This is a genomic window from Turicibacter sp. HGF1 (assembly GCF_000191865.1).
In the GTDB taxonomy this organism is placed as follows: domain Bacteria; phylum Bacillota_I; class Bacilli_A; order MOL361; family Turicibacteraceae; genus Turicibacter; species Turicibacter sanguinis.
Genome location: NZ_AEXQ01000072.1, coordinates 13,983 through 35,158 on the forward strand (window position 1 = coordinate 13,983; position 21,176 = coordinate 35,158).

Consider the following 21,176-nt stretch of genomic DNA (forward strand, 5'->3'; position numbering starts at 1 on the left):
AGGAGAAATGAGTAACTTGCAAAATATATTAAAAAAGCCGATTGTTAAGTATTTATTATTATCACTTTTAATTATTCCAATTATTCCAATTGTCTTAAATATTGTTTATATCAATAAATATTCTGGATTCAATAGTTCTCTTCGAATCAATGTGTCGTTAATTTTAATTTTTGCCTTTTTATCTTTATTGATGTTTGGGATGTATTGTCTAAACAAAAATAAAGGGATTGGAATTTTAGTGACAAGTGTGATTGCAATTGTATCAATTATTTGTTCTTCATACTTTGGATATGTGAATATGAAAGTGTATAAATCATTAAATAATATGACAACACAAGAAACCGTGATTAACTATAGTTTAGTTTCAATGACGGATTCAAACATTAAATCATTTGATGATTTAAAAGGAAAAACAATTGGGACCTTAAATATTACTAAAGAAGAAGTTGTAGAAAGTATTAATACATTTTTAGATAAAAATGAGTTATCTGAAGAAAAAGTGAAAACATATGATATGCCATTTGATTTAATTCACGATTTATATCAAGGAGACGTTGATGCCATTATTATTGGGGATAATTATACCACGATTTTTTCCGATCAATTAGGTTATGAAAATATTTCGACAGAGACGACTGTTTTAGCCAACATCGAAACAGTTATTAAGCAAGAGGTTACAGTGGAATCAAATAAAAATTATGATTCTTTAGTTGATCAGCCATTCTCTATTTTATTAATGGGAGTTGACTCTGAAACAGAAGGATTGAATGCAAATTCACGTGCAGATTCCTTAATTTTAGCGACGGTTAATCCACAAAAATTATCTGTGACGATGACTTCAATTCCTCGTGACTCTTATGTTGAAATTCCATGTTATAACAACATGAAGGACAAAATTAACCATGCCAATAATGGTGGAACAACCTGTGTGATTGAAACAGTAGAAAATTGGTTTGATATTGATATTCCATATTACGTGAAAATTAACTTTAAAGGATTTGTTGAGTTAATCGATGCCATTGGTGGAATTTATATGTATGTTCCACAAACGATTATTGAGCAAAATAGTGATCGTAATTGGGGAGATGATATCGTATATGTTGAACAAGGATATCAAATTTTAGATGGAGAGCAGGCACTTGCTTTAGCAAGACATCGAAAAACATTAGCTAATGGCGATCTTGGACGTGCGGAAAGCCAACAAGAGGTTATTCGAGCAGCTATCAGCCAGATGTTAACTGAAATGAATTCTATTAATGAAGTATTAAAAGTCATTGAAGTGCTTGGAAATAATATTGAAACAAATATCTCAATGAATCAAATTACATCGTCATTCCAATATGCATTAGATACAGTAACAAGTTATGGAAGTAACAATCCAATGAATTACATTCATTTTAAAAATATGGTTATTAGTGCCACTTTCGGTAATGTTTATAACGAATTTCGTGGAGATATTTTAAATTATGCCTTTCCATTTGATGGAGCAGTTGCAGATGCTAAAAAAAATATGTTAATTAACTTAGAAGAAATTCAACCTGAAATAAAGTATACATTTAGCTATACACCATTTTCACCACATTATGGTGTGACATGGGTACAGTCATGGTATAATGAAGCATCACCTGATATTCCAGAAATGCCAGAATTAGTTCCAGATTTTGTTTCTGAAGGATGGGTATTAAGCGAAGTAACGTCTTGGGCAAAACAAAATGGGATCAGTATCGATGTGAATTATGTTGAAGAGGGAGATAGTGGTTATATCTCATCTGCTGCCAATAATCAAGTTATTTATCAAAGTGTTAAAGCAAATACGATTGCGTCTAAAGTATCATCTATTTCAGTAAGTGTGATTAAAAAAGGATTAGATTGTACAGATTCAGCTAATCAAAATGCTGAAGAGTGTCGCAGTATGATGCCTGATATGGTAGGCGGGAAGTATACAGCACAAATGGCTCAAAACTGGGCATCTTCAGCAGGCGTTCCGATTACGATTAATAAAATTTCGTGGTCAGATTCAGGATATGATCCATCCAAAGCGGGGTATGTGACGTCTCAAAGTGTTAAAGCTTATACGAAAAAAGATAGTATTAGTAGTTTAACAGTAACCGTGATGGATTATATTACGGTACCAGATTTCAATGCTTTAGGTTGGTCAAAAGACCAAATTAATAATTGGGCAAATAAAGTATCCGTTAAAGTTAACTTTACAGATGATAAGTTCTCTTCTGTATCAGCGGGATTTTGGGTATCTGATGTTTCTGCTGGAACAGTGATTAATGCGAATTCTTCAATTAATGTATATAAATCTAAAGGAGTCGCATCAGTGACACTAGATAATTATGTTGGCAAAACATACGAAGAGTTCGTTTCGTATATTAGTCAGAAAAACGCCGAATTAGGACTTTCAATTACAGTTTCAAAACAAGAGCAGTATAGCGCAACGGTTACAAAAGGAGCGATTATTTCTTATTCACCTGGAGTAGGTCAAAGCGTAAGTTCAGGTCATATTACTGTTGTTGTTTCATTAGGTGTTGAACCTACACCAGATCCAACACCGACACCGGATCCAACACCGACACCGGATCCAACACCGACACCGGATCCAACACCAACACCGGATCCAACACCAACACCGGATCCAACACCAACACCTGATCCAGAACCTGAGGTACCGGCTCCAAATTTCTGTGATGAGAATCCAGATGATCCACTTTGTGTGAGTACAGAGCAACCATCAGCGCCACAATCTTAGTTAAAATATTAATACTTAAATCAAAAAGGTGTATCCTAATGACGATACACCTTTTTATTAAATTATGTCTTTCTAGTCAAATAAAAGGAAAGATTGTGTTAGGAGTGATGAGATGAGAACGAAACATTCGTTTTTTAATATGCTAGCAACAACAATTCCAAATTTAATTTTACCTATTTTAGGTTTTGTTAAATTTAGTTTATTTTCTAGTATCTATGGTAGTTCAATTAACGGACTTTATTCGACATTATTACAAATTATGGCTGTTTTAAATCTAGTTGAAGGTGGATTTGGAATGGCATTTCAGCAAATATTATATAAACCCTTGGCTGATAAAAATCATAAAAAGGTAACCGAATTATATAATGGGGCTGTCTATTTATTTAGATGGATGGGAATTATCATTTTAGTGCTTGGAACAATTATAGGAATTGTTTCTCCGCTATTTATTAGTAAAGCGGATCCGATTCCAAGTGGGACGATCTACTTGATTTATTTCTTATTATTGATTCCAGTGGTGATTTCTTACTTTTTAATGGGACCGAATATTGTCGTTCAATCTGATCAACAATATTATAAAATTAATATCGGAATTCAATTCATTACGTTTATTCGCTCTGTTTTAGTCGTTGTGCTTGCGTTACTGAAAGTAGATTTAGCGATTGTTTTATTAGTCGATGGACTTTTAACCATTGCAACATATGTTTATTCTAGACAGAAATCTCTTAAGTTATATCCTTATTTAAAGAATAATCATGAAGAACGTGACTTATCAGCTCTTGAAAATACAAAACATGTCTTTGCACATAAAATTTCGGGTGTGGTCTTAAGTAATACGGATCCTATTTTATTAAGTGTCTTTGTTGCTACTTCAGTGACGAATATTTATAATGCTTATAATTTAATTTGCTCAAGTTTACAAAAGATTTTATTTAGCATTGTGCAAGCGCCAATTGATAGTTTTGGAAATTTATTTTCAAATGAGAATGAAGAACATAAATATGCAACATTTTTGGAATATACGAATTTTGCCTTTTTCTTAAGTTCAGTGATTTGTAGTATTTTATTTGTTGTCATGAGAGATTTTATGATGTTATGGATGAAAGAGGAGCAATATATTCTTTCATTATTCGCAGTCTTGTTATTTAGTGTAAATTTATTTTATTTGGTGTCAAGAGAACCATTATTAGTTGTTAGAAATGTGAATGGTTTATTTAAAGAGACTAAAAAAATTGCTTACATCACTGCAATAGCTAATCTATTAATTTCTCTAGTATTAATTAAAAACTTTGGAATTACTGGGATTTTATTAGGAACATTCTTGTCTCAGTTTATTTTTGATTTCTTTATGACAGTCAATTTAGTTTATCCACGTGTTTTTAACTTATCACCTTGGTATTATTATCGTCTGGTTCTTGGACGAATAGGGATTATGTTTGTGATTGGATCCATTTCTTATATGGGATGGAAGTTAGTATTCCCATCAGGAACGTCATCAATTTTAGTTTGGTTCCTAGGATCGGCTGTTTTAGGTACCATTGTTTTAATAGCTCATAGCATCTTATATTTTGTATTCTTTAATGAATTTAGATTATTTGTTAATCGTGCAAAGCGAATTGTATTAAAAAAATAAACAATTGTAAAAAGTGTGTCGAAATCTCGATGCGCTTTTTTTGTTTATATTTCCATTGGAATTAAATTATGATATGATAAATGTGACTATTTCTGTTCAAATATGGTTACAACTATAGAATAAATATCTTTTTTAATATAGTCGAATTTTAGATGAAAATGAGCTAAAGTAGGTGTAAACCCCGTGAGTCAAATTAGTGTTATCATTCCTGCGTATAATGTCGCAAAATATATTGATAAATGTTTTAAAAGTTTGGTCACTCAAACATTCAAAGATTTCGAAGTGATAGTGATCAATGATGGTTCTACAGATGAGACCTTAACTTTAATTAGAGAATGGGAGCAAAAGGATTCTCGTTTTAAAGTGATGGATAAGCAAAATGAAGGGGTTGGAAAAACACGAAACTTAGGATTAAGTTTATCGAGTGCTCCCTATGTTATTTTTATTGATCCAGATGATTATCTACATGAAGAAATGTTAGAAAAATTATATGAAGGAATCCGTTTATCTGATGCTTCAGTGGCCATTTGTGAGTATTATGATTGTTATGAAGATTCAAGTGAACAATTTGCTATTTCATTACCAAAATTTGAATCTGAGACGATTGATTTAATGAATCACAAAGAGATTCTGTTTAAAATTAATCCTGCTCCTTGGAATAAACTTATTAAAAAAGAAATTTTAACGGCTAATCAACTACTATTTCCAACAAACTATCGAAGTGAAGATTTAGCCTTTATGTTGATGCTATTAGCACATTGTGAGAAAATCGCGATGATTAATCAACCCTTATATTATTATTTAGCTAATCGTTTAAATAATGTTTCAAGTGCGTATGATGAAAGAATTTTACATACATTATTAGCATTGGAAGCTAGTATCAATTATTATAAAAAACTAAATAAATTCAAAACGTTTGAAGATGAATTAGAGATGGTTTGTATTAATCAAGCCCTTTATGAATTACAAAAAGTCATTCATATTAAAGATTCATCATTAGCACTTAAAATTATGAATGAGTTTTATGATTATTTACAGCAAGAATTTAAAGGCTGGACAAATAATAAATATTATCAACAACAAAAAGCGAATCAATCAATTAAAGAAAAATTAAGAGCTTCAATCTATGAGTCAAAAATGACATTAAAGTTATTTTATAAATTTAAATCTTAGTTTAGTCAGGTGGTGAAAAAAGTGGTAAAAGTAAGTATTATCCTTCCAGTCTATAATGTGGAGCAGTTTTTACCAAGATGTTTAGATTCGATTGTGAATCAAACATTAAAAGAAATAGAATGCATTGTTGTAAATGATGGAAGTCCAGATCAATCTCAACAAATTATTGATGAGTATGTCAAAAAATACCCTCATTTATTTAAACCATTAATTAAAGAAAATGGTGGGTTAAGTGATGCTAGAAATTATGCTTTATCGTATGTACGTGGGGAGTATATTGGTTTTGTTGATAGCGATGATTGGATTGAGCCAATGATGTATGAGAAACTATATCAAAAAGCAAAGGAAGAGAATGCTGATTTGGTTGTATCTGACTTTTTAATGGAATGGGAAGACCGTGGTGTTTCAAATTATATTCAAGGATTGCGTCAACAAGCGGATAATCCCTTTAAAAATTTATTGTTAAGTCCTGCATCAGCTTGGAATAAGCTTTATAAGACGGAGCTGTTTACAAAGACAAATATTCGTTATCCCAAAGGATTATGGTATGAAGATTTAGCGACGACCGCTAAATTTATGCCAAAATGTCATCATATTGCATATGTCAATGAAGCCTTTGTTCATTACATTCAACGTGAAGGGTCTATTATGTCGACAGTTAATCCAAAAGTTTTAGATATTTATAAAGCGATTGATTCGATAGAGTCGTATTATAAGCAGCAAGGAATTTTTGACGAGTACATGGAAGAGTTAGCCTATTTATCAATTGAAAATCTAGCTTTATTTAGTTGTCTGCGCTTTTTAAAACTTGAAGATGGAGAAACATATATTAAAGAGGCTATTGACCATATGAATCGTCATTATCCTGGATGGTTAAGTAATCAATATTTAAGTTGTTTATCGAAGAAAGATCGTTTTATCTTAAAATTGCTTGGGCATAAACAAATTAAATTATTGAAGAGTTTTATTTTTATCAAGCAGAAATTATTGAAATAGGTGTGATAACGTGATAGCAAAATTAAGTGTGATTGTCCCAATTTATAATGTTGAGAAGTATTTAGATAAATGTTTAGCTTCACTTGTTAATCAAACGATGAAGGAGATTGAGATTATTTGTGTGAATGATGGAAGTACGGATCATTCGCAAGATATCGTAGAGGAGTATCAAAAGAAATTTCCCGGGAAAATCATTGGATTGATGAAAAAGAATGGTGGCTTAGCAGATGCTAGAAATTATGGATTAGCACATGCAAATGGGGATTATGTTGCCTTTATTGATAGTGATGACTGGGTAGAGGCAGATATGTTTAAGGTTATGTATCAGCAAGTCGTAAAGAAGCAAGCTGATGTCGTTGTTTGTGATATGCAGTATGTGTATGAATCAGGTGAGACAAAGTTTGTTCCAGGAGGAGAGTTTACTGAAACGAATGTTTCAAATGATCCTTTAATCATTACTATTAATAATAGTGCGTGTAATAAACTGTTTAAACGTTCATTATTTGATGATGTTAAGTTTCCAAAAGGATTATGGTATGAAGATTTAGGCTGTGTTCCGATCGTATTAGCCAAGGCGAATAAAATCGTCAAAGTTAATCATGTTTTTTATAACTATTTTCAACGTGCGGGCTCTATTATGCATACACCTTCTGATAAAATTTTTGATATCTATCGTGCTCTTGATTTAGTCAAGTCTTACGTTGTCAAAAATAAAATTCCTTGTCTTGATGAGGTTAATTATATGTTTGTCGAGCATGGGGCTAAATTAACGACGCAACGCATTAGAGAGTATCAAAATGGACGTGAAGTATTTTTAAATCAGAATATTACCACTTTAAGTAGTAAATATCCAAAATGGATCAAGAATAAGTATATTAATACTTATAGTAAGAAAGAGAAAGTTTTAATGTATTTATTGTATTTACGTCAATTTAAACTAGTGTTATGGTTATATGATCGGAAGTGAGAAAATGTCAAAAAGAATTTTAATTGTTAATGATGAGATGGTCGTTGGCGGAGTAGCACGTGTTTTGAATAATTTATTGACAACACTTGTTAAGACGACAGATTATGAAATAGATTTACTTGTCCTTCATAAGCATGGTGAGATGCTAAAGGGTGTGCCAAAAGAAGTGCGAGTCTTAGAAGGCTCTAAATTTTTTAGTGTCATTGATTTACCCCTCGGACAGTTAATTAAATCTAAAAATTTAGCTTTGATAGCTAGAAAACTATATCTGGTTTTCTTAATGAAGGCCGGAATGATTGGAAATAAAATTAAGCGTGAACGAAAAAAAATGAAACTTGATTCTTATGATGTTGAGATTGCTTTTAAAGAAGGTTTTTGTACAATTTTTGTTGCCAATGGAAATAGTAAGAAAAAAGTAAATTGGGTTCATTTAGATTATAAAGTTCAAAATTTCTCATCTAATTACATGCCATTGCTTAAGAAGACGTTATCCTTAATGGATGAGCAAGTCGCAGTATCAAAGGTTGCTGCGGCTTCCTATCAAGAAGTATTTGAATTAAGCAAACCTGTTAAAGTGATTCATAATATTATTCAAGAAGACTTAATTAAGCAAAAATACAATGTGGTGATTGATGAAACTCGTTCGACATTTTTTAAACAAGAAGCTTTGACATTTATCAGTGTGGGGCGATTAGTAGATCAAAAAGGATATGATCGCTTACTCGAGATCCATCATCGACTCATACAAGAAGGCTTATTGCATCATATTATGATTATTGGTGGTGGAGAGGATGAAGCAGTTTTAAAACAAAAAATTAAGGCTTATCAAGTTGAGGAGACGTTTAAGCTAATTGGTTATCGTGAAAATCCATTTCCATATTTTAAACTTGCCGATTGTTTCTTATTGCCATCACGTTATGAAGGATTGCCAACCGTTGTATTTGAATCTTTACTTTGTTTGACACCTGTGTTAGCAACAAAGGTGGCCGGTATTGAAGAGCAGTTGAAAAATAATGAATATGGGATTGTTGTTGATAACAATGAAAACTCCTTCTATGAAGGGATGAAAGACTTAATTAAACATCCAGAGCAGCTCAATGTGATGGAAGCACACTTGTTGACGTATCATTATCATAATAACCAAATCGTCGAGCAGATTAAAGAGATTGTGGAGGAGTAGTATGTTAAATCAATTAAAATCGATGATTAAAAGTCCAAGTTTTTATGGGATTTTAGTCTTTATTTTTTTAGTGATTCAGCCATTGGTTGATTTAGATTATTTATTGAATGATTTTTTAAAGCAATATCATTTAATTGTTCCATCAACGATTGTTAGATTTCTTATTTTGCCGTTGCTTGCAGTAGGGGCCTTTATTTTGGTTGACAAGCATAAGAAGCGTACGTTTATTGGGGCCGCTATTATCGCAATCATTTGGATAGCTTATGTTGTTTTACATTTTATTTCAACGAAAAATTTAGATTTATTCTTGCCTGCTAATTATCAGTTTTTAACGGGAATTGAGTTGAAGTATATTTTAACCATGACATTACCATTTGTTTTGATGTATGTTGTTTGGATGGCCAACTTTAGTGAAAAATCATTTAATCGCGTCATCTTATGTGTTTCTACGTTCGTTTGTGGTGTGATTTTTATCACAGATTTATTGGCCATTTCAAAAGGAAGTTATGGTGGGTACACGCAATCAAGTTTTATTTCTTGGTTTATGGGGGGATATGAACAGTATAAGGCCACTCAGTTAACATCAAAGGGATTTTTCCAAGAAGCAAATGTCATCGGAGCTTTATTGTTTACGTTACTCCCTTTGCTCTATAAGGTCCTATATGAAGTTAAACGTAAGTGGCCAGTCATGATTTTAATTGTGATTCATTCTCTTTGCATGATGATTGTTGGAACTCGTGTGGCAACCCTTGGTACTATTGCCGTTGCTGTGATTGCATTTATTGGCTATCTCATTATTTTGCTTTTAAAGCAAGGACGTCTTCAAGTCGTTTCACTTGCCTTTATGGCCTTTATGATTGCATTTTGTAGTCTTGTCTTCCCTTATTCTCCAGCTATTAAACATCAACAAGAGAATGCCGTGCAGATTCAAAGTAATCGTGAGGATAATCAAGTGATACCAGACTTATCGAGTGGTCTAGAAGGGATGGAAGGAGATTCATTTGAATATAATTGGGCTTTAATTAATATCGTTCGTAATAATGCTTGGTTGATTGGAATGCCTGCTTATTATGATTATATTTATGAAATTGAATTTGATCCTGTTTTTTGGAAGCATGTTTTAGAGCAACCTTTTGAAGTACGTACAGATGGACGCGATTTACAGAAATTATTTGCAGAGTATAAGTGGGACATGTTAACGCCTAAACAAAAATTATTTGGGACAAGTTATTCAACGGTTAGCCAAGGTGGTTTTATTATTGAACAAGATTTCCTACGTCAATACTATACGCTTGGAATTTTAGGGGCCATCATCTTTACAGGTCCATACCTTGTGTTAATGGCAGCATGTGGAGTTAATATGCTACGTCGCTTTAAATCGATGGTAACATTTGAAAATGGGATGTTACTGGTTTCGGTTGGAGCAGGAATTGGAGCAGCTTATTATAGTGGACATGTATTAGATACGTTATTAACAAGCTTCTTTATTGCATTTAGTTTAATTACTCTATTTCAAAAAACTTTGAAGAAAGTGGATTAAGGGTGTGACGATATGCCGAAAGTAAGTATTATTGTTCCAGTATATAATGTTGAAAAGTATTTAGAAAAGTGTTTAGATTCTTTAGTGAATCAGACACTTCAAGATATTGAAATTATTGTGGTGAATGATTCAACTCCTGATGATTCTCAAATCATTATTGATCATTATGTAAAACAATATCCTCATCTCATTAAAAGCTATATTAAGCCAAACGGTGGAATCGCTGATACTCGTAATTTTGGGATTTCTAAAGTGACAGGAGAGTATTTTGGGTTTGTTGATAGTGATGATTATGTAGAGTTAACAATGTTTGAAAAAATGTATGAAGAGGCGATTAAAAAAGATGCTGATTTAGTCTCTTGTAATTTTTATTGGGAGTATCCTGATAAATTAGTACAAGCAACTGATGGGCCATTTAAAGATAACCGTGAGTATATGACGGAGATGATTGCGACACTTTGGACTAAAATTTATAAAACAAGTTGGTTTAATTCACTCGATATTAAGTTTCCAACGGGGCTTCGCTATGAAGATTCTTCTCTTTTAATTCGATTAGCGCCACATATCAGACGTTTTGGATTTGTTGGGGAGCCGTTTGTTTATTACGTTCAACGCACAGGATCGATTACACATACTCATAATCATCGTGTGCGTGATATGTTAGAGGTCTTTTCAGGAATTTATGATTATTTTAAACAACATGATTTGATTGAATCTTATCATGAAGAATTAGAATATTTGTTTATTAAATATTTTTTAGGAAGTTCATTTTTGCGAGCGGCACAAATTAAAGATAAGACAGAACGAAAGTATGTGTTATCAAATGGGTGGAAATTGTTGAACGAAACTTTTCCAAATTGGAAGAAAAATCACTATTTAAATAAAAAGAAAGATAAGAAGCATCTTTACTTTAGAATGATGAATTCGTTCTCTTATTGGGGATTTGCAAAAGTCTTTTCAGTTATAAAAAGGGGATAGGATAAAAAGATTTGCCCGAAGACGGGCAATCTTTTTTCTTATGTCCATCTATTTTGCAAGAGTTTTGAAATGAAGGTAGGAGGGTACTTAGGTGGTATTTAGTAGTTTTACGTTTTTGTTTTGCTTTTTTCCGTTAATTATTGGAATTTATTTTTTAAGTAAAAATCGTGTCTATCGGAATTTAGTTCTCTTGATTGGGTCGTTAATTTTTTATGCATGGGGCGAGCCTATTTACGTCTTGTTAATGATTTTATCAACGATGAATGACTTTTATCATGCCGAGTGGGTCGGGCGATGTTTACAAAGAAAAGATAATACAGGGGCTAAAAAAGCTTTAATTTCAAGTGTTATCATTAATTTAGTTGTTTTATTTTTCTTCAAATATTGTGATTTTATGATTGAAAATATTAATTTTATATTCCATTTAAATCTTCAACCATTTAACTTGCCATTACCAATTGGAATTAGTTTTTATACCTTCCAAAGTATGTCCTATACTATTGATGTGTATCGTGGTCGTGTAAAAGTTCAAGAGAGTTTTTTAAGGTTAGCAACATATGTTGCATTATTCCCACAGTTGATTGCAGGACCTATTGTCCGTTACTCAACAATTGAAAAAGAATTAAGTTCACGACAAGAGACGCTTGAAAATGTTTCGAATGGATTGAGGCGATTTATCGTTGGATTAATGAAAAAAGTACTGATTTCTAATAAGCTTGGATTATTAGCCACACAAATTCAAGTGTTACATCAAAATGAGTTGAGTTTAATTATTTCATGGATTGGAATTATCGCATATGCCTTGCACATTTATTATGATTTTTCAGGTTATAGTGATATGGCCATTGGGCTTGGGAAAATGTTTGGGTTCCATTTTCTCGAGAATTTTAATTATCCTTATATTTCAAAAAGTATGACAGAATTTTGGCGCCGTTGGCATATTTCACTTGGATCCTGGTTTAGAGATTATGTCTATATTCCACTTGGAGGAAATCGAGGAACTGTTTTAAAACACATTCGTAATATTTTAATTGTCTGGTTTTTAACAGGTTTTTGGCATGGTGCGAGTTGGAACTTTATTTTATGGGGATTGTACTTTGGCGTTATTTTAATTATTGAAAAGTATGTTTTATTGAAGTGGCTTGAAAGACTTCCAAGTCTGATTCAACATATTTATGCGATTGTTTTATTTTTAATTGGATGGGTTATTTTCAGCTTTACGAATTTAGTACAATTAGGAGCCTATCTAAAGTCGATGTTTGATTTTAAGGTTTTAATGAAGTGGGATATCTTTCTAATGTTAGATATTCAATATTATTGGCCATACTTAGTAGTTGGTTTAGTTGGGGCAACGCCTTTGATTGCTAAACTAGCGAGAAAATTCTTAAAACAAGGTGAAGTGACTAAATTAATCGGAGATTTAGGGCTTGGGATGTTATTTGTTTTATGTGTCATGTCACTTTTAGATTCGACATTTAATCCTTTTATTTATTTCCGTTTCTAGGGGAGGCGAAGCGATGCGTTTTGAAAAGATAAGAAATAGTGTATTTATTATTGTATTTTTTGGAGCTCTAGTTTTAGTGAATGGTTTGATGTTATTCGCTCCTAAAAATACGGAGGTTGATTTTGAATATCGAGAATTAGCTAGTTTCCCAAAGATAACGCTTGAAAGTTTATATGATGGTCGTTTTCAAACGGGATTTGAAACGGCTTATGCCGATCAATTTTATGGTAGAGGCTTTTTAGTCAAATGGCAAACGCGGTTAGATTACTTTTTGACGAAGTATGTGTCTTATTTTAATCAGACACAAAATAAATTAATTCCGGTTCGAGAAGTGAGTAAATATAATGAGCATTATATTGAATCGCCACTTTATTATTCTGAAAGTTTAAACGATGTGGTAAAGCAACATGCTATAATGTATAATAAAGTCGCAAATTTTATGGACCAGCCACTTTTTATTTATAAGAATTTGCTTTTAAGTGAAGTGGATTGGTTAGAAGGACAAGACTACCAAGAGGCTTCAAAGATTTATAAAGAAACCTTTACGAGTACACTAGATGATGATATTTATTTTGGTGAGATGCAAATTAATAATTATGATGAGTATTATCAATATTTTTATAAGACAGATTTACATCATACGGCTGATGGCGCTTATGTAGCCTATACAGATTTGATTGAGATGATTAATGAAGTGTTTCCTCAAATCGGACATCCAAGATCTGTGACACAAAAGGTTTGTTTTGAGGATGTTTATTATCGTGGAAGTTATGCGAGACGAACAGGGATGTATAGTCGTGCAACAGACCAAATTTGTGATTTGATAATTGAAGGTGCACCTCAAGCGACCACCTATGTAGACGGTTTAGAAAAAGAAAATGGTGATCGATATGCTTATCATAATGGCTACGGTCCAGGATATAAGGATATTCATCATTATGACGCATTTTACGGAGGATATGCTGGTGAAATTAAATATGATTACGGTGAGAATACCGGGATAAATGCTTTGTTTTTAGTTGATTCTTTCTCTAATCCAATGAATGGGTGGTTTGCTTCTCATTTTGATGAAACGTATATCATTGATTTACGTCTAAATCATGATTTTATGTTGAGTGATTTTTTAAAAGAACATGACATTGATGTGGTGGCCGTTTATTTATATTATGATCGATTATACTTTTCAGATCAATATCTCATAGACATCCAATAGGATGGACAAAATAAGTCATGGATTGTGATAAATTCATGACTTATTTTTGTTTTATGATATAATAAATTTGGTGATAATGATGAAAAAAGGAAAAATATTGTTTTGTGCGAGTGCCGGTGGGCATTATTCGGAATTACTTCAATTAGGTGAATTGATTAAAAAATATAATGGGGTTATTGTAACGGAGAAAACAGACGTTTCAAAAGATCCAATTTATCCAACAGAATACGTGATGTATTGTTCGAAAAATGATGGATGGATTTATCTGTTTGAGTATTTATGGGTTTGGATCGTTTCATTATTTTATTTTATCAAGTATCGTCCACGTGTTGTGATTTCAACGGGTGTTCATTCAACTATTCCGATGTGTGTATATGCAAGAATATTGGGGCGTAAAGTTGTTTATATTGAGACGGTAGCCAATGTTCATACCCCATCGATGACAGGAAAAATTATGTATAAACTTGCTACTGATTTTTACGTTCAGTGGGAAGAGTTGTTAGAAGTTTATCCAGATGCTAAGTTTGGAGGTTGTTTATTTTGATTTTAGTTTTATGTGGTACTCAGAAGCAAGATTTTAGTCGGATGATTAAATTAGTCGAACAAGTGGCGGATAGAGAAGAAGTCATTGTTCAAGCCGGACATAATCAATATGAGTCGAATAAGATGCAGATATTTGGCTTTGTTTCAAATGAAGAAATCCAAATGTTGTATGAAAAAGCAGATTTAATTGTCACCCATGCGGGTGCAGGATCGATGTTACAGGCGATTAAAAATCACAAAAAAAATCATTGCGGTTCCAAGACTTAAAGAATATGGTGAACATGTCAATAATCATCAAATTGAGTTAGCAAAGAAATTTGAAGATCTAGGCTATCTTATTTCTTATCAGGATGGTGATAATTTTATTCAAACGTATGAACGTGCGAAAAGATTTGAACCGAAACCGTATACGTTAAAAGGCAATATGGTAAGCTTAATTGATGGTTTATTAGAAGGATATATGAAGTAGAGGGGAAGAATAAATGAAGTTAATAGAGAATTTTAAAAGGTATTTCTATGTGTATATAGCCATGGGATTATTTTTATTTTTTATGTGGGTTTCATCCATGACACCTTTAGTCGGAGATGACTGGGGGTATTATATTAATGGATTGAAAGGTCCTTTAACGATGACATTTGAGTTTTATCAAACCTGGTCAGGGCGTGTGGTAGGAGAATTTTTAGGTTTTTTACTTGCTTCACATCATGAATGGTGGATTTATTTCTTTAATCCATTATTATTTTCCTCAACCTTTTTATTGCTATATAAAATCATCAATCCAGTACGTCAAAAAGGATTGATTGCAAGTCTTATTTTGTTTTTAATGTTTACGGTGTCACATGGGATTCGAATGGAAACCTTCACATTTGTTGTGGGATCAATTAACTACCGTTTCTCAGCGGTCATGGCCTTATTACAACTCTATTTGATGGGTCGATATTTTAAAGATTCCAACGCGACCTTTAAATGGTATGAAATCTTAATCAGTATTGTTTCTGGTATGACAGTCGGGCTGATTATGGAAAACATTGCAGGTGGTTTAATTTTAGCTAATTTATTACTAATGGGATATCGCCTAATTCAAGCAAAAAAAGTGGATTTAATTTTACTTCTTAATACCGTAACAACAACAGGTGCATTTTTAATGATGAGATTAAGCCCAGGTTCAAGAGCTCGTGTTCTTGAAGATACAGAATGGATGTCTAAAAATCTTATTGAAAAAGTGTTAACAAAGTATCCTGAATTTATTCATTATACGTTTACAGAAAATACGGTGATTATCCTAATTTTAATTGCTGTTATGATGACCTTAATCATTCAAAAGCGAAATCAATTTAAATTTAAAGTTACACCTATTATTTTAAGTTTAGTCATGTTGAGCAGTGTCTACGTTTTAGGTTCATCAATCATTGTTTCATTAAATGAATCATATGGCATCAGTTTTTGGAAGTTTACAAGTATTGCTTATTATTTTGCAGATATGAATTCTTGGATTTTAATGGGGTATTGGACATTCATGGCGATGCTTATTTTGGGTATAATAATTTACTTACTATGGAAATGCCAATCTATTTTTATAATGTGTTTTTACTATTTACTTGGGATGGCAGTCATGGGAGCTATGTTGCTTTCACCAATTATTGGACCCCGTTGTGCAATTTTCACGGTGTATTTCTTAATTATTGTGATTGGGTATCTTGTGAATGAAATAAGATTTAATCCAATGGTAAATAAATCAGCCACTCTTGTCTTTTCTATTTTAACGATGCTTATATTTGTCTGGTATGGACGTCTCTATTCTCAAGTTTTTGAGGTTCGTCAAGAACAAGAACAAAGAATCGAAGCATACAAACAAAATCCAAGCGGAGAGCTTTGGTTACCTGCGTATCCAACGCATTCGATCCATTCTGGAGAAGCAGTAACGCCGTATCATCAAGGTGTGTTTAAGAAATTCTATGGGTTAGATGAATCAGTTGAGATTCATTATAGCTGGCAATAGACGAGGTGGGGGACAGATGATTAATTCGATTATCGCAATGACGGTCTTTATTTTAGTCTTATCTTACGCGATTGGGAAAATTGTTTCAATGAAATTAAATTTGAGTGAGAAACTCCCTTATGCGATTCCACTTGGCTTTTTTATCATTCTAGGCTTACACCAAATCATCACATTACCGGTGATGATTTGGCATTTATCAAGTCAGGTGTTGGTAATTTTAACGGTTATACTTGGGATTGTTTTAAGTGGTTATGCGCTTTTTAAAATAAAGCTTTGGTATCGCTTAACTTGGCAACTAGACTATATTCTTATCGTGATTATGGCGGGTGTTTTAATTTACTTCTATGCGAACGTCGATAGTTTAAATTATTCAGGTGAAGACTTTAATTTTTATATTCCATTTGTCGGATCAAATGTGAATGCCATGCAGGTTAATATGATTAACCCATGGAGTGGTGAGACAGGCGTTTTAAACTGGATTTACAATTTCCAAGGCTATTATTTATTCTTATCAGCCCTTTCACAGCTTTTAAATGTTGATTATATGTTGGTGACCTTATGGCTACCCTCAATTATTTTTTTAATAATAATGCCACTTTGTCTGTTTAATGCGGTTCATTATTATTTCAAAGACACTCATTGGTTTATGAAGTGGGTGCTAGTAGGCGGATTATTCTGTTTAGTGAATGATACGTTATCGGGGATGATTTATTCTTATTATGGCAATCAGTTTAGACCCTTTATAATGATTTACTTGATTTGGATTTATGTGGCGAGTCGAGAAAAAGAAACGCCTTGGTCAATCCTCTCTCTTATCATCTTAATGTTTAGTCATTATTCGGTTCAATCAACTGGGTTATTTGTGGGGGGAATGTTAGTTCTTTTATTGCTAGGATTTGAAGTGTTTATCGCAAAGCAGCCTAATTTGAAATTGCCTGTAACATTAAGTATTCCATTAGCTTTTTATGTGATCGGAATTATATCTACCATGTCTATGCTTTTTGCTTTGATTGCGACCATTATTTTGGTCGTTCTTTATCCTCTAATCTATTGGCTTGTTCAAAAATTTTCAAATATAATGAAAAAAATCATGCGATTTGCCTTAATTTTGTTACTAGCTAGTATTCTTTTAATCTCTATAGTGATGACACTTAAGGGCATTGCCTCACCAGTTTCAATGGCATCTTTTATTCCGGATTATATTAATGGAATCACCTATTTTACAGAAAAAAGTTTTATTTCTTACCAAGCGATTTTATTACCTTTAAAAGTGATTTATACCCTTGTGGGGTGGGCGTTACTTATCGGAGTCCTATGCTATCGTTGTGAGGTGGAAGAATATCGCTTATATAAAGTCATTTTAGTCGGAACTTTAATCTTCTTCTATAACCCATTTGTGGCTCCGTTTATTAGCAAGTATTTAACGGGAATTGTTTATGGGCGAACAACAATTTTATTATTCTCATTGATAACATTTGCAGTCGGGGTAAAGTTTTATGTTTCATTGATGAAATCTATTAAAGCCAAGACTATTTTAACGTTGGGATTAACAGCGGTATTTGGAATTTTATTTATCAATAATTCAGTGATTCATGCCCAAGACTTTAGCTTAAAATTCTTAATAAATGATACAACTTACGATCCTTATTATAAGTTACCCTATGATTTAATAGAGGCTGAAAAAGCGTTAGTCGATTATAAGTTAGAATACTTTAAAGAACCGGATTATCGAACAACGGTTATGAGTTGTGATTTAAGAACGCGTTTCTTATATGAACCACAAATTTTAGTGTTTAATGTAGCAACATTGCGTGATTTTTATATGAATTACGACACTAATCCATACGAGTATCGCATGTTTATTTATTCATTATTAACCAATTCAAAGAGTTGGGCAGAAGAAGAACCATCAGTTTACAATGATTTAGAACGTCGAATGCGTGCATATACCATTGAATTTGTCATCGTACCAGCCGATGGAGATCCACTGTTATATGAAACACTTGGATCGTTTGCCAATCGAATTTATATCAATAATTCTTATGTGGTATATCATATTAGCTATTTGAATCAATAGTGAATTTTAGATTGAATGGAGTTTGGAGATGAAAAAGTATCATTATATGTTGATTTTAGTCGGGATTGTCTTACTGGCTCATCTTAAATATGTTTTAACAGGTGAGTTGATGATTTTTTATGGTGATAACCTGACGCAAGTATTACCTTTTTATTATCATGGATGGGATTTAGTTCATAGTGGCGAGTTAAACTTTTGGGATTGGACACACGGACTTGGTTCTAGTGTTTTCTCACATGTTTATTACTTTTTAACGTCCCCATTCTTTTGGTTAACGACGCTATTTCCGCGAGATGTCATTCCGACCTTATTTTTATACTGGTATATCATTAAAATTAGTTTAATTGGTATTTTTAGCTTCTTATGGTTAAGTAAATTGAATAAAAAGTTAGGAGTGGCCTTCATTGGTGCTCTTGTCATCATGTTCTCAGGATGGGTACTCACGTATTATCATTTCTTCTTCTTCTTAGATGCGTTTTTACTGTATCCACTCATTTTATACGCGATTGAACGCTACTTAGAGGAAAAGAAATTTGGCCTAATGGTATTACTGGTGGCACTCATAACGATGATGAATTTTTATTTCTCTTATCAGTTCATTCCGTTTGCGATGATGTATTCTTTATTTAGAAACTTCTTAATGAATCGAGGAAAAGAAATTTTCTTGACACAATTAAAAATCATCGGTTTTTATCTACTCGGAATTGGAATTGGAGGGCTTATCTTAATTCCAAGTGCACTAATTATTATTCAAACGCCGCGTTTAAGTGAAAGTGGGACTAGTTTAACATCGGTGGTCACGTTAAAGCAATTTTATCGTTATGTAACGAGTATTTTCTTCCCAGTGGGACATCGTTTTGATCCTAACTTCTTAATTAGTTGCACAACGGATCCTGGAATTGGATGGGGAGGAGGAGCCTCTTTGTATACGACCATCCTAACACCAGTGGTTGTTCCATTATTACTTTTCTTAAAAGATAAACGAGAAAAAATGGGGTATGTTATTTTCCTTGGAATATTATCATTCTTCTTTGTATTTAAAATCTTCTATGTGTTATTACAAGGATCTCTTGATACACGTTGGATGTATATGTTTATGTTCTTATTTGTCATGATGCTCACGCGCTTCCTAGACGCCTATTTTAAAGACCGTGAAGAAGCCTTCTATACGAAATATCTTAAGACAGCCTTAATGGTTATGGCAGGAACTGTTATTGTCATCGTATGGGGATTGTATGGGTTTACATTATGGCGTCAATGGAATGTTAATGCACACGAATTAGTCATGTTAAAAAATCATTGTTTATTAGCATCTATCTTGGTTATTATTTTTACGTTAACTTTAGTTTTACCTAAAATTAAGTATAAAATAGTCATTTTATCAGTGTTTATTGCACTCGAAGGACTTATTTCATTTAGAAACCTATTAAGCACAGATGCACCATTGACAAAAGAGAATTTAGATTATGAGGCGGTTGAGCGTTCTGATTTCTTTAAAGCTCTTCAGGAAATGGATGATAGTTTCTATCGTGTTGAATTTAGAACGACTCAAAAAGGAAAACCAGCGGATGATAATTTACCAATGTCGAGTAACTTTAAAGGATTTAGATTCTACACCTCGGTTTATCAGTATAGTCAAGATCAGTTCTTGTCTCCACTTAAGGTTGCTTCTTGGACAACTTCTCAACAAATCGGGAAGGAGAACGTGTTAAATTTATTAGCTTATAAATACTATATTGATTTTAGTGGTGGAGAAGCAAATCTTCCTTATGGGTTTCAATATTTAACGCATTTAAATGGCGCGATTGTTTATGAAAATCAATTCTATACCGATTTAGGCTTTACCTTTAATCAGGTCATCAGTGAATCTGACTTTAATTCTAAGTCTGCGCTTGAACAAAACTTGTTATATCCTTATTATTTAGTTGTACCAGATGAATATGCTAGTCATTCATTCCGTGATATCAATCCATTAGAAGAATTAACGTCAATTTTAGAATGGGGAAAACCAGGATTCTTTAGCTTTGAATATGAAGAACCAAAAGAAAAGACAATGGTTTATGTTGAAAACTTTGGCTCACCGGATCTTGAGGTTCGAGCGTATTTAGATGGAGAATTAGTTTTTGAGCAAATCGGATATCAGTTTGATTATGCAGGATTTTATATTGAACCGAAATTTGATTATTTAGAGGTCGTTGTGGGTGATTACGGTGATCCACTAGCACTAGTGAACATTTACTTAGATGAAAACTTAAGTCGTTATGATGAGTTATATACAACACGTCAAACACAAGGTTTAGATGTGTTAGAATTTAATAATGATGATTTAAAAACAAGTATTACGATTAATGAAGATAACCAGTGGTTATTTACTTCAATTCCTTATGATAAGGGATGGAGTGTTAAAGTGAATGGAGAAAAGGTTCAACCGATTAAGGTGAATCAAGGGTTCTTAGGACTACAACTTGACGCAGGTGAATATGAGATTGAATTTTCATATTGGCCGATTGGATTAAATATTGGAATCATTTTAACAGCATGTTGTAGCGGACTTTTTATTTTCTTCTTAATCGCTGATTGTCGAAAACGTCAATAAAAAAAAATGAACTCGGGAATT

General features: G+C 32.7%; 16 protein-coding genes. All 16 read left to right on the plus strand.

The features are described from left to right. Positions 1-7: 7 nt before the first annotated feature. The 16 genes from HMPREF9402_RS07025 (at position 8) to HMPREF9402_RS07095 (ending at position 21,155) form a co-directional block, all read left to right on the plus strand. Positions 8-2,755, plus strand: a complete 2,748-nt coding sequence (locus tag HMPREF9402_RS07025) for an LCP family glycopolymer transferase (protein ID WP_238526653.1) — start codon at positions 8-10, stop codon at positions 2,753-2,755. A 112-nt stretch (positions 2,756-2,867) separates the two neighbouring features. Continuing rightward, the gene (locus tag HMPREF9402_RS07030; protein ID WP_006784217.1) at positions 2,868-4,388 is read left to right on the plus strand and encodes a lipopolysaccharide biosynthesis protein; all 1,521 of its coding nucleotides are present in this window, start codon (positions 2,868-2,870) and stop codon (positions 4,386-4,388) included. A gap of 183 nt (positions 4,389-4,571) precedes the next feature. Next, positions 4,572-5,561, plus strand: a complete 990-nt coding sequence (locus HMPREF9402_RS07035; protein WP_009606938.1) for a glycosyltransferase family 2 protein — start codon at positions 4,572-4,574, stop codon at positions 5,559-5,561. A 21-nt stretch (positions 5,562-5,582) separates the two neighbouring features. Continuing rightward, positions 5,583-6,557 (plus strand): glycosyltransferase family 2 protein, encoded by a 975-nt coding sequence (locus HMPREF9402_RS07040; protein ID WP_009606944.1) that lies wholly within the window; start codon positions 5,583-5,585, stop codon positions 6,555-6,557. A gap of 10 nt (positions 6,558-6,567) precedes the next feature. Further along, complete coding sequence (locus tag HMPREF9402_RS07045; RefSeq protein WP_006784214.1) at positions 6,568-7,524, plus strand: glycosyltransferase family 2 protein; 957 nt, start codon at positions 6,568-6,570, stop codon at positions 7,522-7,524. Between the two features lie 4 nt (positions 7,525-7,528). Then, positions 7,529-8,704 carry a glycosyltransferase gene (locus HMPREF9402_RS07050; RefSeq protein ID WP_229098537.1) on the plus strand — a complete coding sequence of 392 codons (1,176 nt, stop codon included), beginning with the start codon at positions 7,529-7,531 and terminating at the stop codon, positions 8,702-8,704. A gap of 1 nt (position 8,705) precedes the next feature. After that, positions 8,706-10,244: an O-antigen ligase family protein gene (locus HMPREF9402_RS07055; protein ID WP_006784212.1), complete on the plus strand. Its 1,539-nt coding sequence runs from the start codon at positions 8,706-8,708 to the stop codon at positions 10,242-10,244. A gap of 12 nt (positions 10,245-10,256) precedes the next feature. Then, the gene (locus HMPREF9402_RS07060; RefSeq protein WP_006784211.1) at positions 10,257-11,222 is read left to right on the plus strand and encodes a glycosyltransferase family 2 protein; all 966 of its coding nucleotides are present in this window, start codon (positions 10,257-10,259) and stop codon (positions 11,220-11,222) included. A 91-nt stretch (positions 11,223-11,313) separates the two neighbouring features. Beyond that, complete coding sequence (locus tag HMPREF9402_RS07065) at positions 11,314-12,726, plus strand: MBOAT family O-acyltransferase (protein ID WP_006784210.1); 1,413 nt, start codon at positions 11,314-11,316, stop codon at positions 12,724-12,726. A gap of 13 nt (positions 12,727-12,739) precedes the next feature. After that, a complete protein-coding gene (locus HMPREF9402_RS07070) occupies positions 12,740-13,939 on the plus strand; it encodes a hypothetical protein (protein ID WP_009606941.1) in 1,200 nt (399 codons plus the stop codon). Positions 13,940-14,018: 79 nt separating this feature from the next. Continuing rightward, positions 14,019-14,483, plus strand: coding sequence for a PssD/Cps14F family polysaccharide biosynthesis glycosyltransferase (gene pssD / locus HMPREF9402_RS07075; protein WP_006784208.1), 465 nt, complete (start codon positions 14,019-14,021; stop codon positions 14,481-14,483). Continuing rightward, on the plus strand, positions 14,480-14,749 hold the full coding sequence (locus tag HMPREF9402_RS07080) for a glycosyltransferase (RefSeq protein WP_009606947.1): 270 nt from the start codon (positions 14,480-14,482) through the stop codon (positions 14,747-14,749). The genes pssD and HMPREF9402_RS07080 overlap by 4 nt, the downstream gene beginning before the upstream one ends. Further along, positions 14,679-14,951 (plus strand): hypothetical protein, encoded by a 273-nt coding sequence (locus tag HMPREF9402_RS14360; protein ID WP_139058190.1) that lies wholly within the window; start codon positions 14,679-14,681, stop codon positions 14,949-14,951. The genes HMPREF9402_RS07080 and HMPREF9402_RS14360 overlap by 71 nt, the downstream gene beginning before the upstream one ends. A 13-nt stretch (positions 14,952-14,964) precedes the next feature. Then, on the plus strand, positions 14,965-16,482 hold the full coding sequence (locus HMPREF9402_RS07085) for a DUF6056 family protein (RefSeq protein ID WP_009606936.1): 1,518 nt from the start codon (positions 14,965-14,967) through the stop codon (positions 16,480-16,482). Positions 16,483-16,498: 16 nt separating this feature from the next. Further along, positions 16,499-18,559, plus strand: coding sequence for a DUF6077 domain-containing protein (locus tag HMPREF9402_RS07090; protein ID WP_009606946.1), 2,061 nt, complete (start codon positions 16,499-16,501; stop codon positions 18,557-18,559). A 28-nt stretch (positions 18,560-18,587) separates the two neighbouring features. Further along, positions 18,588-21,155: a YfhO family protein gene (locus HMPREF9402_RS07095; protein ID WP_009606935.1), complete on the plus strand. Its 2,568-nt coding sequence runs from the start codon at positions 18,588-18,590 to the stop codon at positions 21,153-21,155. Positions 21,156-21,176: the final 21 nt, after the last annotated feature.